Here is a 20,745-nt window from a genome sequence, read left to right as displayed (position 1 = left end):
TAAATGAAAACACAAGAATAATTATATCATCCCAAATCCAAAATTACTTGACTTGCCCCTGACTTGATTGCTAGGGTCAATCTAAAACCTAAAATACCAAATCCAAAATTGATTGACCCTAATTGTCTTCCATTGGAGGGATGAGTCAATATGGAAATATTGATAATCTGTCTAGCAGTAAACATTTAAGAAATTATAACTACGTCTATGGCATCTCCTACACCCCTGCATGGCACGGAACTAGTAGATTGTGCTAGAGCAAATGCCAAGGAAGGAATTGAAACTGCTGCTTATCAATGTGGCTATGGTCAAGACCTTAACAAATTTGCACGAGAACTGAGACAAGCTTGTGAAGAAATGAATTTACAAGTGAAGGAACTCAGCGGATTGATTACTGACCAGGATGCGATATTACAATTGGGTACTGGCGAAATTGTTGCTCCAGATACGGAATCAGAATTGTAAAAGTTAAGAGTCAGCGGTGAGGAGTTAGGAGTTTTGAATTAAAAAAATATTTAACTCATAACTCATAATTCATAATTTTAAAATTACCCGCACCAAATTGAAGTAAATCAAAACGCCAACAACATCAACTGCTGTGGTGATAAATGATGCTGACATTAATGCCGGATCTAAACGAAGGTAGCGAAATAGAAACGGCAATGCTGAACCAGAAATAGAAGCTAAAATAGAAATCGCTACCAGACTAGCGTCTACAGCGATCGCTACTTCTAATCGTCCTTGGAGAAAATAAGCCCAGACAGTAGTGATCGTACCTAACATTCCTCCCAATAATACCCCAGCGATCACCTCCGGGTCGATTACCTGCAATGGGCACCCACATTACCACCAGTACCAGTCAGCAATGGCATAAACGCTGTCAGTGTTACCACCTTTACCAATAGATCTTCTTGCGACTTAACAATTGTTCCTGTGATGGTATTGGTTACAAGTAAGACCAATAACCACACAACCCTTTTCCGAGCAATTTATAGTAAATTCATCTGAAAATAATTGTCGCCCCCCGACTGCACACCACCCAAGGCATATATATCCTCGGTGGTTTCCTGTTGCAGAATATCAATTATATCATCCACGGTAACAATACCTATTAGACGCTGTTCCCGATCTACCACAGGTACAGCCAGAAAGTCATATCTTCAGATTAATCTTGCAACTTCTTCCTGGTCTGTATCAGTGTGGACAAACACCACATCACGGGTCATAATTTCGCCAATAATTTGCTCAGGCTCAGACGTGACCAACTCCCGTAACGAGACAATCCCTGTTAAGCACCTTTCTGCATCAGTGACATAAAGATAATAAATCATCTCATTAGCATTAGCAAAGTGCGGATTTGCTCTAGGGCTTGAGATACTGTAAAGTTTTCTTTCAGCAAGATTAACTCTAGCGTCATGATTCGCCCAGCAGTATCAGCTTCATAACCCAATAGTTGGGCTGTAACGTTCTGCTGGGCTGAGTTGTTCTAGCAGGCGATCGACGACTTTTGCGGGTAATTCATCAAATAACCTAGCTCGGTCATCTGGCGACATTTGATCGACAATATCGTGGACTTCCTGGCTTTTAAGTTCCTCAATTAACCGTTCTTGAACACTGTAGTCGAGATATTCATAAACTTTGATCGCCTCATCCTTGAAAAGCAAGCGAAAAGCCAAAGCGTGCATTGCTTTTGGTAAACCCTCAATCGGGCAATATCCGCAGCACAGGTACGAGAATAGCTTTTGCTCCCTGCAAGCCCCCGCTTCTAGGAGCATTTGCAGCTGAGTCCGCACTAAATCTCGCAATTCCCTGCGTGAGAGATTCTAGATGGTAGATTAAATTGTTTGTCTCAGTCAAAGTCCACTTTCCTCAGCCAGTTTGAACAAGGTTGCTGCCCCTAGCCTAAGAGAAAGTGGGAATGTACAACGTCAAACTTGTAATTTTTCCGACTTTGAGTAAATTGAAACCTTTTATAACTTAACGAAATAATCAGGGTTTCGGACGCTGGTATAGTTCACCTACAACAGGGAGAGGAGAAAAGTACGATCATCGGCTAATTCCAGCAGATTGTATTCCCTAACTTAAATGCACGATTGGTGAGGCTTTTGCAAAACTTTTCGCTCCAGTGACTTTAGGTTAGTACTATATGGTTCTTGTAACAAAGATATAAATTTACAGTTAATATCAAGTAAAGATAAATACTTTTTCAAATCTTTAAATATAAAAAAGTCTTCTTTATACAACTTTTATATAATTTTTATTTATCTGCATAAAAAACATGGGATTATTTCGATAGGTTGACAAGTTTATTTAAAGATCATCAAAAATTTGATATTACTTTAAAAAGGTATATATCAATGTGAATTTTTAAATAAAGTTTCACACAAAAGATAGACATAACATTGTGATCTAGTGTCAAATGTGTAGTTGATTAATCTAAAAACAATACTTAAACTAAAATATGTAAATTTCTCATTTTTAACTACTTAAGTATGTATCCGCCCTGATTGGGTGTTGCTTCACTCAAACTTAATGCACCTGCATATCAGTAAGATTAGAAGCTTTCAATAATGGTGATTTCTAATTTTTCTTTGATTAAATTCACCAAATTGAATTTATATGTATCAAAAACTCAGAAATTTGTTGAAACAAAACAAAGATTCATAAGGACTAATACGCCCTTCAAGTAATCTCTAATATTTTTGGTCATATACATTTTTCTATATATCTGCTTTCAGAGAAGATATAGGAAAATATGTCACGTCATGCTCTCTTATTTTTATGTTTATCCAAATAAACAGCACAGTAGTAAAGCAGATGAGGAAAGGAAAATACATCAAAGGAAGAATTTGTATCAGTAATTAAGTGAAATAGGATAAGCATTCATTAATAAGCTAATAAATATTAGCTTATTAATATATTTAAACCTAGCATTATTACGCATTTAAACCTTGAAAATATCAAACAGAAACCTAATCCTAAAGCATTGATTATGGTATTAGTTTTAGCTCTTTTTTGAGGCATATATTTCAATGAATTCACAGAATCAACAATTGTCAACATCTGCAAGTCCAACAATTGCTGCTCCATCATCTGGTCTAGATAAGGCACAACTCAGTATTTCCGGGTCTAGCAGCAGCGTGCTCTCTCAAGGAGATGGACTCCGAGCCGAGTACTACGACAACAAAGACTTCACCAACCTGAAGGTAACTCGCACAGATCCGACGGTGAACTTTAACTGGGGCCAAGGTTCTCCAAATCCATCCATAGGTGCTGATACCTTCTCAGCGCGTTGGACAGGTCAGGTGCAAGCCAAGTACAGCGAGACTTACAAGTTTTACACTACTGCTGATGATGGTGTGCGACTGTGGGTCAATGGTCAGCAAATCATCAATCAGTTTGTCGATCAATCTGCCACAGAATCTAGTGGCTCGATCGCACTGGTTGCAGGTCAGAAGTACGATATTAAACTTGAGTACTACGAAAATACCAACTATGCCGTTTCCAAACTGGCTTGGTCAAGTTCCTCTCAGGCAAAGGAAATCATTCCTCAGTCCCAACTGTATAGTAATGTCAACACACCTGCTAATGGCAACGGACTCCAAGCCGAGTACTACGACAACAAAGACTTCACCAACCTGAAGGTAACTCGCACAGATCCGACGGTGAACTTTAACTGGGGCCAAGGTTCTCCAAATCCATCCATAGGTGCTGATACCTTCTCAGCGCGTTGGACAGGTCAGGTGCAAGCCAAGTACAGCGAGACTTACAAGTTTTACACTACTGCTGATGATGGTGTGCGACTGTGGGTCAATGGTCAGCAAATCATCAATCAGTTTGTCGATCAATCTGCCACAGAATCTAGTGGCTCGATCGCACTGGTTGCAGGTCAGAAGTACGATATTAAACTTGAGTACTACGAAAATACCAACTATGCCGTTTCCAAACTGGCTTGGTCAAGTTCCTCTCAGGCAAAGGAAATCATTCCTCAGTCCCAACTATATTCACCAGTCCTTCAGCCCAGTATCACCTTAGGATCATCTTCTACAACTGTGAACGAAGGCAGTGGTAGTGTTACCATAACTTTGCTGAGAACTGGTGATTTAAGCAGCACATCTTCAATCAAGTATGCAACCATAGCTGGTACTGCCACAGCAGGAATTGACTACGGAAGTGAAGGCACCGAAAGTGCTGGAACACTTATTTTTGCAGCGGGACAAAGCAGCAGACAGATATCCATTCCGATCAATGACGATTCATTAGCAGAACCAGATGAAACTTTTAATTTTGTGATTGATCAGCCAGGGGGGGCAACATTAGGACTCCAAAGAACTATCGGAATTACGATTCAAGATAATGATCGCTCTAGCCTCGATTTTACTCAGCCAGTAATTAATGAGGATGCGGGTACTGCTACGGTGACAGTTACACGAGGTAATGCCTTGGGGGCTGCTAGTCTGGACTACATAACCGTGGATGGGACTGCTAAAGCTGGATCTGACTACAAGCCTGTATCTGGAACCTTAGCCTTTGCAGCAGGACAAGCCAGTAAGAATATTCTTATCCCCATTATTAATGACACCGTTGGGGAGCAAAATGAAACGTTTACTTTGAAGTTCAGTAAGGCAGTTGGAGTGCAACTAAATACTCAACAAACAACTGTCACTATTATTGATAATGACTCTGGTAACTTTGCTTTCGATACGGTAGCTTCTGGTTTGACTCAACCCACAGCTTTTGACTGGACATCTGACGGTAAGCGCATGTTCATTGCCCAGAAAGATGGAGTAGTGCGAGTTTTGGACAACGGCACCTTATTATCAACACCATTTATTGATATTTCTGGACAAGTTAATGATACGCGCGATCGCGGTTTGTTAGGCATTGCCGTACATCCAGATTTTGGCAAAAATCCAAACGGCAACAACTATGTTTACCTTTTGTATACCTACGATCCACCAGAAACCGATCCAAACAATTCTAAGAACAATCCCAATAGTACATTGGACAATCCCGATCAGAATGGGAATCGGACTGCACAGCTAATTCGGGTAACAGCTGACCCCAAGACTAATTACACTACTGCCATTACTGGTAGCCAAGTTGTGCTGCTGGGTACTAATGCCACTTGGGATAATATCAGCCACCCAGATGGAAATAGTACAAATGTCTCACTTGGCTACGCACCATCAGGAATTATCAACAAAGATACTGGCAAGCGGTTTACCAGCTTGCAAGATTATCTGAATAATCTCGATAAAGTCGAAAATGTTCAGAATTTTATAGCCAACGATAGTGAATCTCACTCAGTTGGTTCTGTGCGCTTTGGTACTGATGGTTCTCTGTTTGTGAGTATAGGAGATGGGACTTCCTACAATGGGATAGACCCCCGAGCAATCCGTGTCCAGGATGTCAATAGTCTGTCTGGCAAGATCCTGCACATTGATGCGATTACTGGTAAAGGCCTATCAAGTAATCCTTTCTACAACGGTGATCCCAATAGCAATCGTTCCAAAGTTTATGACTTAGGTTTGCGTAACCCCTTCCGTTTCACAATTGATAAGAAGACTAATACCCCTGTTATTGGTGATGTTGGTTACTATCTTTACGAAGAGGTCAATGTCGGAAAACCAGGAGCTGATTTTGGCTGGCCGTTTTTTGAAGGTGGCCTTGATGCGAATGGCAATATCGTCAGCCTGAAACAACCAAACTATGATGACCTAGATGCAGCGAAAGCCTTCTATAGTAGTGGCAAAGCTGTTACAGCACCAGTTTACACCTACAAGCATTTTAGTTCCAATTCGATTGTTTTGGGTGACTTTTACACAGGCAATACTTTCCCCTCAATTTATCAAGGTGCCTTATTTGTTGGTGATTTCAGTCAAGGAACTATCGATGCTTTGACATTCGATAGTCAGGGCAAATTTGTCTCAGTTAAGCGGTTTGCTACCCTGACAGAAAAACAAGGAGTGGCTGTACAAATCACTACTGGGCAGGATGGCAATCTGTATTACGCAGACATCGTAAACGGCAACATTGATCGCTTCCGACCTGTTTAGAGATAACATAACAGTGAACAGTCAGATGACTGTTCACTGATTTTGGTCAAGATAACTTTGCCAAAAATCCTAACAATTTTTTGGTATTTGATGTCAAAAGTGTATCACGATAAGCATCAGCTGCTTTTTTAATAGCTTCGGCTTGAGTGGGATAAGGATGAATTACACTGCTTAACTTACTCAAACCGATCTTATTCACAATTGCCGTAGTTACAACTGATATCATCTCACCCGCGTGACTGGCGACAATAGTTGCACCGATAATTTTATCAGACCCCTTTTTATGGTGGATTTTGAGAAATCCTGACTCTTCACCATCTGCGATCGCTCGGTCTACACTACTAAAAGGTATCTTAATTGTCGTCACCTCAATACCCAATTTCTGCGCCTCGGGTTCAGACAACCCTACATGGGCAATTTCTGGGTCAGTATAAGTTACCCAAGGCATCACCAAACTACTAAGTTTGGAGCGTCCTAAGCCAAAGGGAGAAAACAGCATATTTTTAATCACAATCTGCGCCGCTGCATCAGCAGCATGGGTAAACTTCCAGTTCATGCAAATATCGCCAGCTGCATAAATTTTGGGATTCGTCGTCTGGAGATAATCGTTTACCTTCACACCTTGGCGCTGATCATATTTTATCCCCACTGCTTCTAAATTCAGACCTTCCACATTTGGCGATCGCCCCGCACAGATTAAAATTTCATCTACTGTTACCGAATCTCGATGACCATTGGAGGAAAAGTAAAGCCGTTTCCCCTGAGTAACTGTTACCACTTCTTCCAACTTGGAATTTAGTACCACGCGAATTCCTTCGCTAATCAAAACCTTTTGGAGAATTTCAGCAGCCTCAGCATCTTCTTTATTCAGAAGATGAGAACCGCTATGGAAAAGTACCACCTCAGAACCCAAACGCCGGAAAGCTTGTGCCAATTCGCAACCAATGGGGCCGCCACCAATCACCGCCAAACGTTCCGGTCGTTGAATCAGGGAAAAAACCGTCTCATTAGTTAGATAACCCGCCTTTTCAATTCCCGGAATCGACAGTTGTGCAGTTCTAGTGCCAGTAGCAATTACAGCTTTTTTAAATCGGAGGGTTTTGTCGCCAACTTCCACGGAATTTTTACTTGCAAATCGACCGCTACCCAAAAAGACATCAACACCCAAGAATGAGAAGCGTTCCGCCGAGTCGTTATGGCTGATACTAGCCCTTATCCGCCGCATCCTTGCCATGACTTTGGGAAAATCAACATCAATATTATTATGTTGGGGAATATTAACTCCCAAATCTTTAGCATCCCAGATTTCACCAACAACGCGGGCAGACCGAATAATAGTTTTAGATGGTACGCAACCAACATTTAAGCAATCCCCACCCATGAGATGCTTTTCAATTAACGCCACTTTTAAACCCAAATCCAGACCTGCCGCCTCCGCCGCCACCACTAATCCCGCCGTACCAGCACCAATTACTACCAAGTCGTAAACATCTGCCGGTTGAGGATTAACCCAATTTGGCGGATGGACGTGAGACACCAACTTTTGGTTATACTCATCCATTGGGCGAACTGTGACTCTCTCTAAATCTGAATTGGACATTGGTGGAACCTCATTTGAGAATTAAAAATGCTCAAGTCAACGCCTTTGCGGTATTCAAAATTAAGAATTCCGATAAATTTAGGCGGCTCAATCTTTTATTGTTAATGGTTGTTTAACAACGAATACAGCCTTTCAACTGTTTTGTCCGTCTGGAATTGACAGATTCTATTGAAGCTTTCCTGTATAAAGGTTTCAGCAATGGATAATTTATCCTTAGCTGATTAGATATTGGTGTAGAGACGGGTTAAAAGCGGCACGAAGTGTAATTTCGTGTCTCTAGAAGGTTTTTGAAATCAGGCAAAATCATTTTCATCGCTGAATTCAGCAACGCCTGAACTTTTAATTGCTACTCACTTCCTGGTTCATTTGCACAGCCCGACCGGGAGACGATGAGATAACTTTGACACTTAAAGACTGAGCAATTTCTACTGTGCCATCCTCTGAGCCAGAATCTATTATGATTACTTCTATATCTTTACTGGGTTGAGTAGTTGCGTTGGCGTAGCCCACCGTAGGTATCGCTTCTTTGATATTCCCCGCTTCATTGAGTACCGGAATAATAATAAAAATTTTGGCAGCACCAATATTCTGACTCATGATTGCTGAGTTTTCTTTTCCAGTTGGTCAGGAAATGAACACTCTACTGTTACCTTAAGATTGCTCTCAGCCGTGCCTTTCGTTACGTAAGGTATACCTGCTTCACCACCAACTTTGATGCCAAATTCAAGAGTGACTTTATTAATATTAGCAATAGGAATTTTCTTAAAAGCATTGAGTGTATAAACAGTGTAAGCCCGGATTGTACCTTCAATTGCTTGGAAATTTTGCACTATCTGTTTTTGTGCAACATCAGCATCCCATCCCTTATCAATTAGCGCTTCTTCCTCTCCCTGTGGGGATTTGATGCTAACTGGTGGTACATCTACATTATCTGTGGCTTCAATGTAAATAATCGTGCCATCTTCTAACTGGATAGGTGTGAGTTGAGTCATGGGTAAATCTTGGATAAAAGAATTGCGTGTAAGGTAGCACAGCTGTAGTAACCTACAAATTTTTACGGAAAATGCGGTAAATTTCTTGTATAAGCCGGAAATAATTCGGCACAACTATCATAGGGCTTTCCAGGATGAGTCGAGACGCTTTGGTAATGGGAATTAATACGTATGACCGCTTAAAATGTCTCAACGCACCAGCTGCGGATGCTGAAGCGATCGCTCAAATCTTACAACAATATGGGGAATTTCAGGTAACGCGGCTCCCAGCAGTCAAAGATAAGGAAAATGAGACGATTCGCATTGGTAAACAAACCAAAGTTGCTTTAACTCAGTTAGAAAAAGCCATAGTCCAATTATTTAAACCAGATGGGAAGCCGCCAGATACAGCGCTACTGTATTTTTCTGGTCATGGATTGCGGAAAAATTTAGGAATTCAGGAAGGTTATTTACCGACGAGTGAAGTCAATCCTGACACAGGTAATTGGGGATTATCTTTACAATGGCTGCGACGACTGCTGCAAGAAAGTGAAGTCAGACAACAAATTGTGATTTTGGATTGCTGCTTTAGCGGGGAAGTGCTAAATTTTGCTGAGGCAGATCCAGGCGATCGGGGTAAAGGTAGAGACAGGTGTTTTATTGCTGCTTCTCGTGATTTTGAAGTAGCTTTTGAAGAAATTAACAGCCAACACAGCGTTCTCACCGCCGCACTGCTGAAAGGTTTGGAACCAAAACAAGACCGTTGGGTGAGTAACTACACCTTAGTAGACTTGCTCAATCAAGAACATCACTCCTTCCCCCAGCGTCCCATTTTTGCTAACTCTGGTGAAGCAATTAATTTCACCCACAAATGGAATTCCTCTCTTGTTAACTCCACAATACAGATATCAGCTATTTGTCCTTACAAAGGGTTGTCTTATTTTGATTGCACAGAAGCAGATGCCAACTTATTTTATGGCAGAACAGCTTTAACCGACGAATTATTAGAAAAAGTGCGATCGGGTAATTTCCTCGCTGTGTTGGGAGCATCAGGAAGTGGCAAGTCTAGTGTTGTCAGAGCGGGTTTACTTTATCAATTAAAGTTAGGACACAGGTTATCGGGTAGTGAAACTTGGCAGTTGAAAATATTTCGACCAGGGATTAACCCCTTACAAAATTTAGCACTGGCATTTATAGAATTAGAATTATCAGATATTGAACGCGCATCACAGTTAGCAAAAGCTGAAGAATTGATTACCAAAGGCCGACCTCAGCGGTGCCGACCTCAGCTATGCCAACCTCAGCGGTGCCAAAGTCAGTTTTGCCGACCTCAGCTATGCCAGAAACCTTACTTCTAAGCAAGTTCAATCTGCTAAAAATTGGGAGGAGGTAAAATACGAAAACGATTTTCGTGCCAAGCTCGGTTTACCACCAGAACCAGCTAAGTGAATACTTTGGGGTTGCGTTTTTACTTTTACCCAATCCTGCAATGCAACTTTCTGCAAACTTTTTCTACATTATTATTCGACTAAAAGTAGTTGTTTTGCGGTCTTATTTGCATCTATGGGCTAAACAAAAAGATTTATTTGTCAGAGCGAGTAAAGCTCACAAGACTTAGAGATTGCTTTGCTGGCAATGAGTTTTTATAATTAAGCGATCGCTCTTTTCAGAGATTGCTTCGCTCACAATGAGTTTTTATAATTAAGCGAGCGCAGCAAACAAAAACTAACCCTGCATCTAGTCTTAAAAAATGGTGTTCAAGAGCGATCGCTCTTTTCGGAGATTGCTTTGCTCGCAATGAGTTTTTATAATTAAGCGATTGCAGCAAACAAAAACTAACCCTGAAGTAACTTCCGTCAACTCTGAAGCAGCTTTTGCGAACCCTAAAGTAGCTTTTGCGAACCCTGAAGCAGCCTTTGCGAACCCTGAAGCAGCTTTTGCGAACCCTGAAGCAGCTTTTGCGAACCCTGAAGCAGCTTTTGCGAACCCTGAAGCAGCTTTTGCAAACCCTGAAGCAGCTTTTGCGAACCCTGAAGCAGCTTTTGCGAACCCTGAAGCAGCTTTTGCGAACCTTGAAGCAACTTCCGCGAACTCTGCATCTCATCTGAAAAAATGGCATCAAAGAGCAATTATTAAGTGCAATAATTCACAATAAATCTGTTTCTCAATTGGTAATTTAATGATTATTAATCCCCAAGAAGTACCTAGTGAAATACGCACAAATCACCCTGATGAGTTCAAGCCAATGGTTGCAGGAAGAATACGGCAACAGTTAGGTAACTTTGCAGGATTGCAGAACTTTGGAGTAAATCTGGTAAAGTTAGAGCCTGGAAGCTATTCTTCTATAAGACACTGGCATTCTCATCAAGATGAGTTTATCTATGTCTTGGAAGGTGAACTGACATTAGTCACAGATAGAGGTGCAGAAATTCTCACACCGGGAATAGCAGCAGGATTTCCCGCAGGTAAGGCAAATGGACATCATTTCGTAAATCGCTCATCGGTGGTTGCTATTTATTTAGAGGTAGGAGATCGTACTCCCAATGACAAAGTTACTTACCCTGATGAAAATTTGATGACAACAGCTAGCCCTGATGGTAAGTCTAGAAAACTTATTCGTAACGATGGCACACCCTATTAAATTTAGTCTTAATTTAGTCTATTGGTTCTCAATCAGGTGATCTGTGATTGAAAAGCGATACCTACTACAGCGCGGCGGAAATAAACAACCCATTCCAAATCAACGAAACGCTTACGCTGTATTCATTTTGACTTTTGACTTTTGACTTTTGACTTCCGCCTTGCGGTACTACGGTGGGCTACGCCAACGCTACCTACAAGTTCGCTTACAATTTAGCTAATATTTGATGTCATTCCCAGGATAATCCCCATGAGTGCGATCGCCATTAACCTAAACCCGATCATTCAACTCACCGACAACCAATTTTATCAACTTTGTCGGGAAAACCCTGAAGTCAAATTTGAACGGAATGCAGAGGGAAAATTACTAATAATGCCACCTACAGGCGGAGAGACTGGAAATCGTAACTCAGAAGTTAATGCTGATTTTGTGATTTGGAATCGCCAAACTAAACTAGGAATTTGCTTCGATTCTTCTACCTGCTTTAAACTGCCCAATGGTGCAAACCGTTCTCCTGATATAGCTTGGATAAGAAAAGAGAGATGGAATGCACTCACACCTGAAGAACAAGAAAAGTTTCCGCCGCTCGCACCAGATTTCGTTTTAGAGTTAATGTCACCAAGCGATCGCTTGCAGGATACGCAAGCCAAAATGCAGGAATATATCGATAACGGAGTTAAATTAGGTTGGTTAATTAATCCGAAAATGCGTCAGGTAGAAATTTCTCGTCTTGGTCAACCAGTAGAAATATTAGCATATCCACAAGAATTATCAGGAGAAGATGTTTTCCCAAGGTTTATTTTAAATTTACAAATAATCTGGGGATAAATATTTATTGATTTGGGATCGCCTGCTCAAATTCAACAACAGCATCGTACTGGTCAGACATGGCGATATAATGCAGCAGTAAAGCTGGGTCTAAATCTGGAAAAAATCCACTCCGGTTTACTTGTTCATATTCACCCTGTTCGTTAAGACGGAATATTTTGATAAAGTTAGATTTTCAAAACCAGACTTCAGGCACTTTTTTAGGTTTGTATAACTCCTTCCTGTTAATGCTTCCACTAATAACAATAATTTCAATCACAATGTCAGGAACTTCCCTTTCTGTTGCAATGCTGTAAGATTCATCTGGCGTACCATAAGCATAACCAGGTTCTTCCAAAGTGAAACCACCACGTCTGTAAAACCGGATGCCCAACTCTTTCATGTAAGCTTCTAGTAGCAAGCCAACAGTACTTTTCACTTTTTCATGTTTATCTCCAATGGGTGAGATAATTTCTAAGATTCCTAACAAATAAGAGAGTCTAACATTGCGGTTGTCTTGAAGTTGTGCCTCAATTCCTTTAAATTGCTCCCAAGAAACATCCTTGAGAGTTACCATTTTTTCTTCTGTGGGCTGGTCTATAAGTGGGATGCTCATAAAAACACTTTCCTTATATGCACATTAATTCTACTGTTTAGATATAGAGTTATTCCAAAGTTTTGCAAGCGATCGCTCACTTGCCGGATTGGTTCTCAATCAGATTAAGCTGTCCCGATTCCACAAACTTGCCTTATTCATAGGATTGACGGAATGCACCCTATGGAAACCCCCAGCCTCTACCATTGCTGTAAAACTGAAACCGTCCAAAGCCGAGAAATTGTCCGTGGGATTTTTCACCCACTGGGAACGCTGTCACACCTAGTAAATAGACACCAGAAAAGCTCGGATTCTTCACAGGGCGGAGGGCGATTGTGACTGTCTGTCCTGGAGTCACAGGTGGAGAGAAGTTCACAGTAACTGTTCGTGTCTTGCGTTCCCTGATGACTGCGCCTAGTGTAAGTCGCGTTTCTTTGCGATCGCTTTTTCCGACAAAGGCGTAAGTATCATTAAGATCGTAGCGGATGTTTTCTGATCCCTCCCTCTGGGCGATCGTTACCTTCTGGAGGGATTCTCCAGCATTATCTGGCAGGTTAATAGTAAAATAATAAGTTGCGCCCCAAACATTCACATCTTTGTAAGTAGTTGTCGCGTTAACGAGTTTCGGCGGTTGGACAAAGTAGACTATGCCATCTCTAAGCTGCACAGCTTGAGTCACCGGAACGGTCACTCCTGCAATGCTTATTCCTAACGAGAGTGTTATCCCAAACAAAGTTGCAACACGCATGATTCAGATATAAAAAACGCACTCATTTCAATTTTAGTTCTTTGGGAATGAGTGACTTAGGAATGATAGAAGCTTGTTTTTCCGAATAAGAAGATTTCGTGTACCACCAAGCCCAAGCAATTAAAACTGCTTGAAGGGGAAGCCTGATTACATGTACCCAAGGTGAATTTGGTATATGTTCTAACTTAATATGATTAACCGCCATATTGATATTGGCGGGGTAAACCGCAATAAAAAGAGCAATAAGTCCCCATGCAGCAGCTTGACTTACAGGCGGGACTAATAAGCCGATACCACCCAAAATTTCATAAAAGCCACTGAGATAAACTAATCCTAAAGGGTAAGGAAGTTGCGGCGGCATAATTTTGACATATGGTTCTGGAATAATAAAGTGTGTTACTCCAACCACAATGATGCATATTGCAAGGACGACACGTAATATTTCCTTATACTTATTCATCGGTTTTGTCTGATTATATACTTGTTTCTATTACTTAAGTTTGGTTTATGAATCTTAATCTGTCTTGAGTCAATAGGAGTAAAAATCGGCAAAATTTTCCAAAATACCACTTACTTCAGAGATTCATCTAATTGTCCATCACATCTTACAGCGATGTGAGCGATTCTTTAACGCTCACATCGCTAACAATTATTCATAAAAAATATGAGCGATGCCTTTAGCCGACTTGCACCCTTTATCCAAGAATATATTTATCATCACCAGTGGACTGAATTGCGGCCAGTTCAAATTGCCGCTTGTCAAGTTATATTTGACACTGATGCTCATTTGCTAGTTACTGCTGCAACTGCTGCGGGTAAAACAGAAGCAGCCTTTCTGCCAGTTTTGACTTTATTACATGCTAACCCTGCTGCAACTGTCGGAGCACTATATATTAGTCCAATAAAAGCTTTAATTAATGATCAATTTGAGCGTCTCAACGACTTACTCAAAGAAGCAGGTATTCCAGTTTGGCGCTGGCATGGTGATGTTTCTCAAAGTCGAAAAAACAAGCTTTTAAAGAATCCTCAAGGCATTCTCCAAATTACACCAGAATCTCTAGAAAGTTTGTTAATCAACAAAAATAACGACCTACTTCACTTATTTGGTGATTTAAGATTTGTAATCATTGATGAAATTCATGCCTTTATGGGTTCAGAACGCGGTTGTCAAATTATTTGCCAATTACAACGTTTAGCAAAATTGACGCAAAAACAACCGCGCCGTATTGGTTTATCGGCAACTCTTGGTGATTACTCAATAGCTGAAGAGTGGTTGCGTTCTGGGACAGAGAAGCCAGTAATTACACCGCAAATTGACGGGATAAAACGCCAAATCAAATTAGCTGTAGAACATTTTTATATTACTGATGAAGTATATGAATCAGAAACAACAGCTTATGAACAATATATTTTCAACCTCAGCAAATCTCGCAAATGTCTGATATTTGCTAATAATCGGACACAAACCGAATCTGTAATCGCATCTTTGCGACAAATTGCCACAGAACAAAAACTACCAGATATATATCACGTGCATCATGGGAGTATATCTGCTAGCTTGCGGCAAGCAGCTGAAAATGCGATGCGTGAACCCAACAATCCAGCTGTTACTGCCGCCACTCTGACTTTAGAATTAGGCATAGATATCGGTCATTTAGAGCGAATTATTCAGTTAGAATCACCCTTGTCTGTAGCTAGCTTTTTACAGCGCTTAGGACGTAGTGGCAGAAGAGGTGAAGCTGCCGATATGCACTTTATCTGTGCTGAAGAGAAACCATTATCAGAAGCTTCTCTACCAGAGCAAATACCGTGGCAACTTTTGCAGTCTATCGCTATCATTCAACTTTATTTAGAGGAGCAATGGATTGAACCAATTAGACCGATTAAATACCCTTTGAGTTTGCTTTATCACCAAACAATGAGTATTTTAACAGCAGCAGGGGAAATTTCACCTAATGCCCTAGCTAAACAAATTTTTAGTCTGTCAAGCTTTGCTGCTATTTCCAAAGAAAACTTCCAATTATTGCTCCGCTATTTAATTGATATTGGTCATATTCAGCATACTGAACAAGGTAAATTAATCCTGGGTTTGGCAGGAGAAAAGGTTGTGAGAAAATTTCAGTTTTATGCTGTCTTTGCTGAACAGCAAGAATATATTGTTAAGCAAGGTGCAACAGAAATTGGTAGTATCGTCACGCCGCCTGCTGTTGGCAATCAATTTGCTTTAGCTGGGAGAACTTGGGAAGTCGTAGAACTTGACTTTAAAAAGAAGGCTATTTTTGTTAAACAAGCCGAGGGGAAAGCTAGAATTTATTGGCGTGGTAGTGGTGGCACTATTCATACCAAAATTTTACAACGAATGCAGCAAGTTCTATTTGAAAATGTCGAGTACAGCTATTTGCAAAAAAATGCTTTGCAACGTTTAGGTAAAGTTCGCCAATTAATGCAGCAAGTTGGATTAGATAAACAAAATATATTGCAATTGGAAAAAGGTAAATGCTGCATTTTTCCCTGGATGGGTACAGTTGCTTATCGCACCTTAGAAAGATTACTCAACTCTTACTGTCGAGAATCGTTGGAAATTATCACTATTGGCGGAGTAAATCCTTATTATTTGACAATTAAGTTAGGTAAGGATAAATTTAAATATCTTTATCGTGAAATTGCTTCCTTGTGTGAGCAAAGAATTAGCCCAGAAGATTTACTCAGTACTTCAGAAGCACCGGAAATTCAAAAGTATGATCAATTTATTCCTCATCCACTTTTACGAAAAGCTTTTGCTAGCGATTATTTAGATATGAGAGAACTCAAACAGCAAGTGGCACTGTGGAGAGAATAAACAATAGTACAATGCTTTAATTAACTGAAAATTGCTATAATTCTTGAAAACCATAAGTAGGTAATCCAGTAACATCAGTTTGGAGAGCAAACAAATCACCAGAGGAAAAACTTTTTTCAATCTCTGCTTGGCTGAGTCCAACTGAAGCAGTGGTAATGTAAAGTGTTTGCAAATCCTTGCCGCCAAAAGTACAGCTGGTTGGCAATTGCACAGGTAAATTGAGCCGCAACATTTCTTCACCTTTGGTGTTGAAACGAATCACACACCATCCATCCCACATAGCTGACCAGATATGTCCTTCACTGTCTATTGTCAACCCATCCGGGTAGAAGGATTCATTAGTTAAATCAACACAAATACGGCGATTACTAATATTTCCTGTTACTGAATTAAAGTCGTAAGCGTATATTTTATGGTGGGGAGAATCTGTCAAGTAAAACGTCTTTTCGTCAGGACTCCACCCCAGACCATTAGAGACAGTCAATCCCGTTTCCATCACATGCAATGAACCATCATTGTCATAGCGGTAGAGGCTAGCATGAGGTTTTTCCAAAGAAGACATTGAGCCAAACCAAAAGCGGCCTTGAGAGTCGCATTTGCCATCATTAAAGCGATTATTTGGCAGATTTCCTTCAATTTCCAAAATAGGGGTAACTACACCTGTATGGGTGTTGAGGAATACCAGATGATCACGCAGCGCCATAATTAATCTATCTGCACCTGCTGTTGCGATCGCACCGACGACATCTCCGACATCAAAAAAGCTGTTTTTTCCCGTGGCAGGATGAAACTGATGCACCCGATGGTTATAAACATCGACCCAGTACAGTAGGTTTTGGCTAGAGTCCCAGATGGGGCCTTCACCTAAGCGGGCACGGGCTTCTAGAACATTCTGGAGTGGATATTGCAACTCGTTCATTTTATCAACTAATAATACCATTTACAGAAAATAATTTCAGTGGCATTGACGCAATGTGTTAAAAAAGGTTTGCCGACTAATAGACAACAAGAAAAAATTTTCCTTCCTATTCAAGTAAAAACTAAAGACGTGATGAATTGCATTTTTCCAAAAGGAAAGAAAAGATTCTTGATTTTGACTAAGGCTCAGATTCCCGACTTTTTAGAGAAGTCGGGAATCTTGTTGTTAAACAGCTTGTAAAATCTCCTCATCTACAGAGAAATCTACTTCGGCTTTGTCTTTTGCATTACCTAAATAATCATTTTCCAGAGAGTCTTGTAACCCAGAAATTAAATCATATTCAGGATGCCAGTTTAATTCTGTTTGCGCTTTGTTCACCGAAGCAAAGAAATGCTGCACCCGCATCGGAAAAGCTTTGCGCTTGCCGAAATCAAACTTTTTTGGGTCGTAATGGACGATTTTTACAGCATCAGGTGATTTACCAGCAGCTACAGCGCTAGCACGGGCTAAACCATTAAAAGTGACAAAGCGATCGCCAGAGATATTATAAATCTGTCCTATGGCCTGTTCATTACCCAAAACCTGAGTCAAAGCTTTTGCCAAGTCTTTTACATGACCTAGCTGCGTGATATGCAAGCCATTTCCGGGGATAGGAATGGGGCGATCACGCACAATTCTGTCAAAAAACCAGCCTTCCAACTCATTATAATTACTAGGACCGTAAATATAAGTAGGACGAATAGAGGTAAAGGGCAATCCCAATTGAGTCAGATAAGCTTCTGTTTCATGTTTACCCTTGTGGCGACTTTTGGGATCTACTGGATCACCTTCTACATGGGGCAGTTGGTCAGATTTGAGATACACTCCCGCAGAACTCATATACACAAAATGTTGCACTCGGTATTGAAAAATTTCTGCTAATGGTTGAGTATCAGTAAGTTCCCGTCCGTTATTGTCAAAAATGACATCAAAATTTTCTTGTGATAATTTTGCTTTTAATTGGGTAGCATCCGTGCGATCGCCTATAATTTGTCCTACTCCCTCTAAAGAAGGTGCTGGCCGATTCCCACGATTGAATAGCACCACCTCGTGTCCTTGTTCTACTAGTAGTTGAGTCAAATAGACACCAATGAACCGAGTACCACCCATAATTAGAATTCGCATAAATTCCCCATTCCTATGTCAGTTGTCGTCAAAGGATTGGGAACTGGTGACTGGGGAAAAGGCAGAAGGGCAAAAGAAGAATAAAAATTCCCAATCCCCAATCCCCAATCCCCAATGCCCAATCCCCAATTTGAGGTTATCAGGTTGCAGCATCCATCTGGAACCCTAAGGGAAAAATTGCGTCTTATGTGCTAATCTGGGGCGCCTCCCGTTAATTAATCGCAAGGGAAAACTTTTCAGTTAACCTGATCAAGTTGACCTTCGTATTTTCCATTTATTCAAGTTAGCTGTGCCCTTGAAATATGCTCTGGTTCATGAGTGGCTGACACCCAAAGCCACCGGTGGTTCAGAACTCGTTGTCCGAGAAATTTTGAATCATATTGATGCTGATTTGTATGCCCTCATCGATTTTGAATCCAGCAATAGAGAAAGTTATTTATATAAGCGTCAGATTGGCAAGACGTTTCTCCAGAACTTTCCCTATGCCCGCAACGGTATACAAAAATACTTGCCAATGTGGCCTTTGGCAATTGAACAACTTGATTTGCGGCATTATGACATAATTTTGTCTTCATCCCACGCTGTCGCCAAAGGAATCCTTACCACTCCTGAACAGGTGCATATTTGCTACTGTCACAGCCCTATGCGGTATGCCTGGGACTTGACCTTTGATTATCTGCGCCATAGCAAAGTGGGTAGTGGTTTGCCTGGGTGGGTGACACGATATTTATTACATCGTTTGCGTCAGTGGGATGTATTGAGTGCGAATCGAGTTGATTACTTCATTGCCAACTCGCAGCATACAGCTCGGCGGATTTGGCGTTGCTATCGGCGAGAAGCAACAGTCATTTACCCACCAGTAAATATTGCGGAATTTCCATTTCTGTCTGAAAAAGAGGACTTTTACCTGACAGTTTCCCGATTAGTGAGTTACAAGCAAGTATCGTTGATTGTCAAGGCTTTTAATCAACTAAAACGACCGTTAGTAGTCATTGGTACAGGAGATGAAATGAAAAAAATTCGCAAGATGGCAAACTCTAATATCCAAATACTGGGATGGCAACCCGATAATGTGGTAAAAAAATATATGTCTAGGGCTAAGGCTTTTGTGTATGCAGCTTGTGAAGATTTTGGTATTGCCTTAGTGGAAGCACAGGCCTGTGGCACACCAGTGATTGCCTACGGTGCAGGAGGTGCTTTAGAAACAGTGCGAGATATCCGCTCTTATGTGGATACAGGGACAGGTATATTCTTCAAGACGCAAACAGAGGCGGCTTTAGTGGAGGCAGTAGAAAAGTTTGAAATGTATGAAGGTTTGTTCAGTTCCGAGTATATGCAATCGCACGCCGCGCAGTTCTCACCGCAAATCTTTGCAGATCGTTATCTAGATTTTGTAAACAAGTGCAACGAAAAAGACCGTTTTCAGAATGATGGTCTTGGTTAATGTCTTATTTTTTTGGGCTTTTGGCAATTTCCCCCCAGAAGAACCTCATTTTGGCTTTAATATTGGGACTATGTGTGGTGTGGATTATTAAGGAGTATGATGACTGCCCAGAGCTCACTCCTCTCCGGCAAGCGAGGCGTACGGCAAGACACTAGAGGGTCTACGCGTACTTTCTTAAAACGCGGTCAAAAAACAAAGACGCCAAAAGTTAAACCCAAAGGTTTCTCTTTTCAGGGTTTAAACGGAGAGTTTGCCAAACGACTGTTCGATATAATGTTTTCGCTGTTGGTGTTAATTTTGTTCTTCCCCGTCTACTTAATCTTGGCCTTGCTGATTGCTCTCAGCTCAGAAGGTCCAATTTTTTATGTCCAGGAACGGGTAGGGAAAAATTACAAGGCGTTTAATTGTATTAAATTCCGAACAATGGTGAGCAATGCCGACGAAATCCTCATGCAAATGATGGAAACATCGCCCCAGTTGCGACAAGAATTTGAAAGCAGTTTTAAGCTGAAACAAGACCCCAGGATTACCAAAATTGGTCGATTTTTGCGAATTACTAGCTTAGACGAATTTCCCCAGTTCTGGAACGTTCTAAAAGGGGACATGAGTGTAGTCGGTCCCCGACCTTTAGTAGCAGAAGAACTGCCAAAATACGGTTGTCACATTGATGAGATCTTAACAATCCGTCCAGGAATTACTGGTTTGTGGCAGGTGTCTGGACGTAATGACATTCCTTACCCTCGGCGAGTCCAAATAGACCTGCATTATGTCAAATTTAGGAATTTCTGGCTTGATTTATGGATTATCTTGAAAACTGTTGATGTAGTCATTCTGCCCAAAAATAACGGGGCATACTGAGTAAGTACTTAGGGTCGATTCTGTGGGACAGTTAATGCCCCTAAGTACCAATTCTTGCCGTAAAACTAAATTACTGTTCATTTTGTTTATATAGTTATCT

At 40.9% G+C, this 20,745-nt stretch carries 17 protein-coding genes and 3 pseudogenes; 10 read left to right on the top strand and 10 right to left on the bottom strand.

Annotation, left to right across the window (positions count from 1 at the left end; translation table 11 throughout):
• Positions 1–207: 207 nt before the first annotated feature.
• Positions 208–465, top strand: coding sequence for a hypothetical protein (locus V7K21_RS08595; RefSeq protein WP_273768621.1), 258 nt, complete (start codon positions 208–210; stop codon positions 463–465).
• Between the two features lie 69 nt (positions 466–534).
• Here V7K21_RS08595 and mgtE read toward each other — a convergent pair.
• Positions 535–1,857 (bottom strand): annotated as a pseudogene (gene mgtE, locus V7K21_RS08590) (magnesium transporter).
• 1,175 nt (positions 1,858–3,032) lie between these two features.
• On the opposite strand from mgtE, the gene V7K21_RS08585 reads away from it, so the two are divergent.
• Complete coding sequence (locus V7K21_RS08585) at positions 3,033–6,059, top strand: PA14 domain-containing protein (RefSeq protein WP_335173315.1); 3,027 nt, start codon at positions 3,033–3,035, stop codon at positions 6,057–6,059.
• Positions 6,060–6,105: 46 nt separating this feature from the next.
• On the opposite strand, the gene V7K21_RS08580 is transcribed toward V7K21_RS08585, so the two are convergent.
• The 3 genes and pseudogenes from V7K21_RS08580 to V7K21_RS08570 form a co-directional block, all read right to left on the bottom strand.
• A complete protein-coding gene (locus V7K21_RS08580) occupies positions 6,106–7,659 on the bottom strand; it encodes a mercuric reductase (RefSeq protein WP_335173313.1) in 1,554 nt (517 codons plus the stop codon).
• A gap of 360 nt (positions 7,660–8,019) precedes the next feature.
• A pseudogene (locus V7K21_RS08575) lies at positions 8,020–8,256 on the bottom strand (glycosyltransferase); the annotation flags it as partial.
• Positions 8,253–8,651 (bottom strand): CU044_2847 family protein, encoded by a 399-nt coding sequence (locus tag V7K21_RS08570; RefSeq protein ID WP_335173311.1) that lies wholly within the window; start codon positions 8,649–8,651, stop codon positions 8,253–8,255. The gene V7K21_RS08570 and the pseudogene V7K21_RS08575, both read right to left, overlap by 4 nt.
• 134 nt (positions 8,652–8,785) lie before the next feature.
• Here V7K21_RS08570 and V7K21_RS08565 point away from each other — a divergent pair, with 134 nt between their 5' ends.
• From V7K21_RS08565 to V7K21_RS08550, 5 genes and pseudogenes are all read left to right on the top strand, one after another.
• The gene (locus tag V7K21_RS08565) at positions 8,786–9,988 is read left to right on the top strand and encodes an nSTAND1 domain-containing NTPase (protein WP_335173309.1); all 1,203 of its coding nucleotides are present in this window, start codon (positions 8,786–8,788) and stop codon (positions 9,986–9,988) included.
• Positions 9,921–10,079: pseudogene (locus tag V7K21_RS30620) on the top strand (pentapeptide repeat-containing protein); the annotation flags it as partial. The gene V7K21_RS08565 and the pseudogene V7K21_RS30620, both read left to right, overlap by 68 nt.
• A 370-nt stretch (positions 10,080–10,449) precedes the next feature.
• Positions 10,450–10,785: a hypothetical protein gene (locus V7K21_RS08560; protein WP_335173307.1), complete on the top strand. Its 336-nt coding sequence runs from the start codon at positions 10,450–10,452 to the stop codon at positions 10,783–10,785.
• 24 nt (positions 10,786–10,809) lie between these two features.
• Positions 10,810–11,271, top strand: coding sequence for a cupin domain-containing protein (locus V7K21_RS08555; protein WP_335173305.1), 462 nt, complete (start codon positions 10,810–10,812; stop codon positions 11,269–11,271).
• Between the two features lie 249 nt (positions 11,272–11,520).
• Positions 11,521–12,099: a Uma2 family endonuclease gene (locus tag V7K21_RS08550; protein WP_335173304.1), complete on the top strand. Its 579-nt coding sequence runs from the start codon at positions 11,521–11,523 to the stop codon at positions 12,097–12,099.
• Between the two features lie 175 nt (positions 12,100–12,274).
• Here the strand turns inward: V7K21_RS08550 and V7K21_RS08545 are convergent, their stop codons facing one another.
• From V7K21_RS08545 to V7K21_RS08535, 3 genes are all read right to left on the bottom strand, one after another.
• A complete protein-coding gene (locus tag V7K21_RS08545; protein ID WP_335173303.1) occupies positions 12,275–12,694 on the bottom strand; it encodes a Uma2 family endonuclease in 420 nt (139 codons plus the stop codon).
• 160 nt (positions 12,695–12,854) lie between these two features.
• Positions 12,855–13,421 (bottom strand): DUF2808 domain-containing protein, encoded by a 567-nt coding sequence (locus tag V7K21_RS08540; protein WP_335173302.1) that lies wholly within the window; start codon positions 13,419–13,421, stop codon positions 12,855–12,857.
• A 22-nt stretch (positions 13,422–13,443) separates the two neighbouring features.
• On the bottom strand, positions 13,444–13,881 hold the full coding sequence (locus V7K21_RS08535) for a DoxX family protein (RefSeq protein WP_335173300.1): 438 nt from the start codon (positions 13,879–13,881) through the stop codon (positions 13,444–13,446).
• Between the two features lie 204 nt (positions 13,882–14,085).
• Here V7K21_RS08535 and V7K21_RS08530 point away from each other — a divergent pair, with 204 nt between their 5' ends.
• Entirely contained in the window at positions 14,086–16,260 is a 2,175-nt protein-coding gene (locus V7K21_RS08530) for a DEAD/DEAH box helicase (RefSeq protein ID WP_335173298.1), read from the top strand.
• A 34-nt stretch (positions 16,261–16,294) separates the two neighbouring features.
• Here the strand turns inward: V7K21_RS08530 and V7K21_RS08525 are convergent, their stop codons facing one another.
• The 3 genes from V7K21_RS08525 to V7K21_RS08515 all read right to left on the bottom strand — a co-directional run bounded on the left by V7K21_RS08525 (position 16,295) and on the right by V7K21_RS08515 (position 18,496).
• Entirely contained in the window at positions 16,295–17,200 is a 906-nt protein-coding gene (locus tag V7K21_RS08525; protein ID WP_335173296.1) for an SMP-30/gluconolactonase/LRE family protein, read from the bottom strand.
• A 204-nt stretch (positions 17,201–17,404) separates the two neighbouring features.
• The gene (locus V7K21_RS08520) at positions 17,405–18,343 is read right to left on the bottom strand and encodes an NAD-dependent epimerase/dehydratase family protein (protein WP_335173294.1); all 939 of its coding nucleotides are present in this window, start codon (positions 18,341–18,343) and stop codon (positions 17,405–17,407) included.
• Positions 18,344–18,361: 18 nt separating this feature from the next.
• On the bottom strand, positions 18,362–18,496 hold the full coding sequence (locus V7K21_RS08515; RefSeq protein WP_335173293.1) for a hypothetical protein: 135 nt from the start codon (positions 18,494–18,496) through the stop codon (positions 18,362–18,364).
• A gap of 136 nt (positions 18,497–18,632) precedes the next feature.
• On the opposite strand from V7K21_RS08515, the gene V7K21_RS08510 reads away from it, so the two are divergent.
• A complete protein-coding gene (locus tag V7K21_RS08510) occupies positions 18,633–19,787 on the top strand; it encodes a glycosyltransferase (RefSeq protein ID WP_335173291.1) in 1,155 nt (384 codons plus the stop codon).
• A 99-nt stretch (positions 19,788–19,886) separates the two neighbouring features.
• On the top strand, positions 19,887–20,645 hold the full coding sequence (locus V7K21_RS08505) for a sugar transferase (RefSeq protein ID WP_335173432.1): 759 nt from the start codon (positions 19,887–19,889) through the stop codon (positions 20,643–20,645).
• Positions 20,646–20,745: the final 100 nt, after the last annotated feature.

The sequence above is a fragment of the Nostoc sp. genome (assembly GCF_036919595.1).
In the GTDB taxonomy this organism is placed as follows: Bacteria; Cyanobacteriota; Cyanobacteriia; order Cyanobacteriales; family Nostocaceae; genus Nostoc.
The sequence above is the reverse complement of the archived record's forward strand: the minus strand, read 5'-3'. Positions and strand labels throughout refer to the sequence as shown.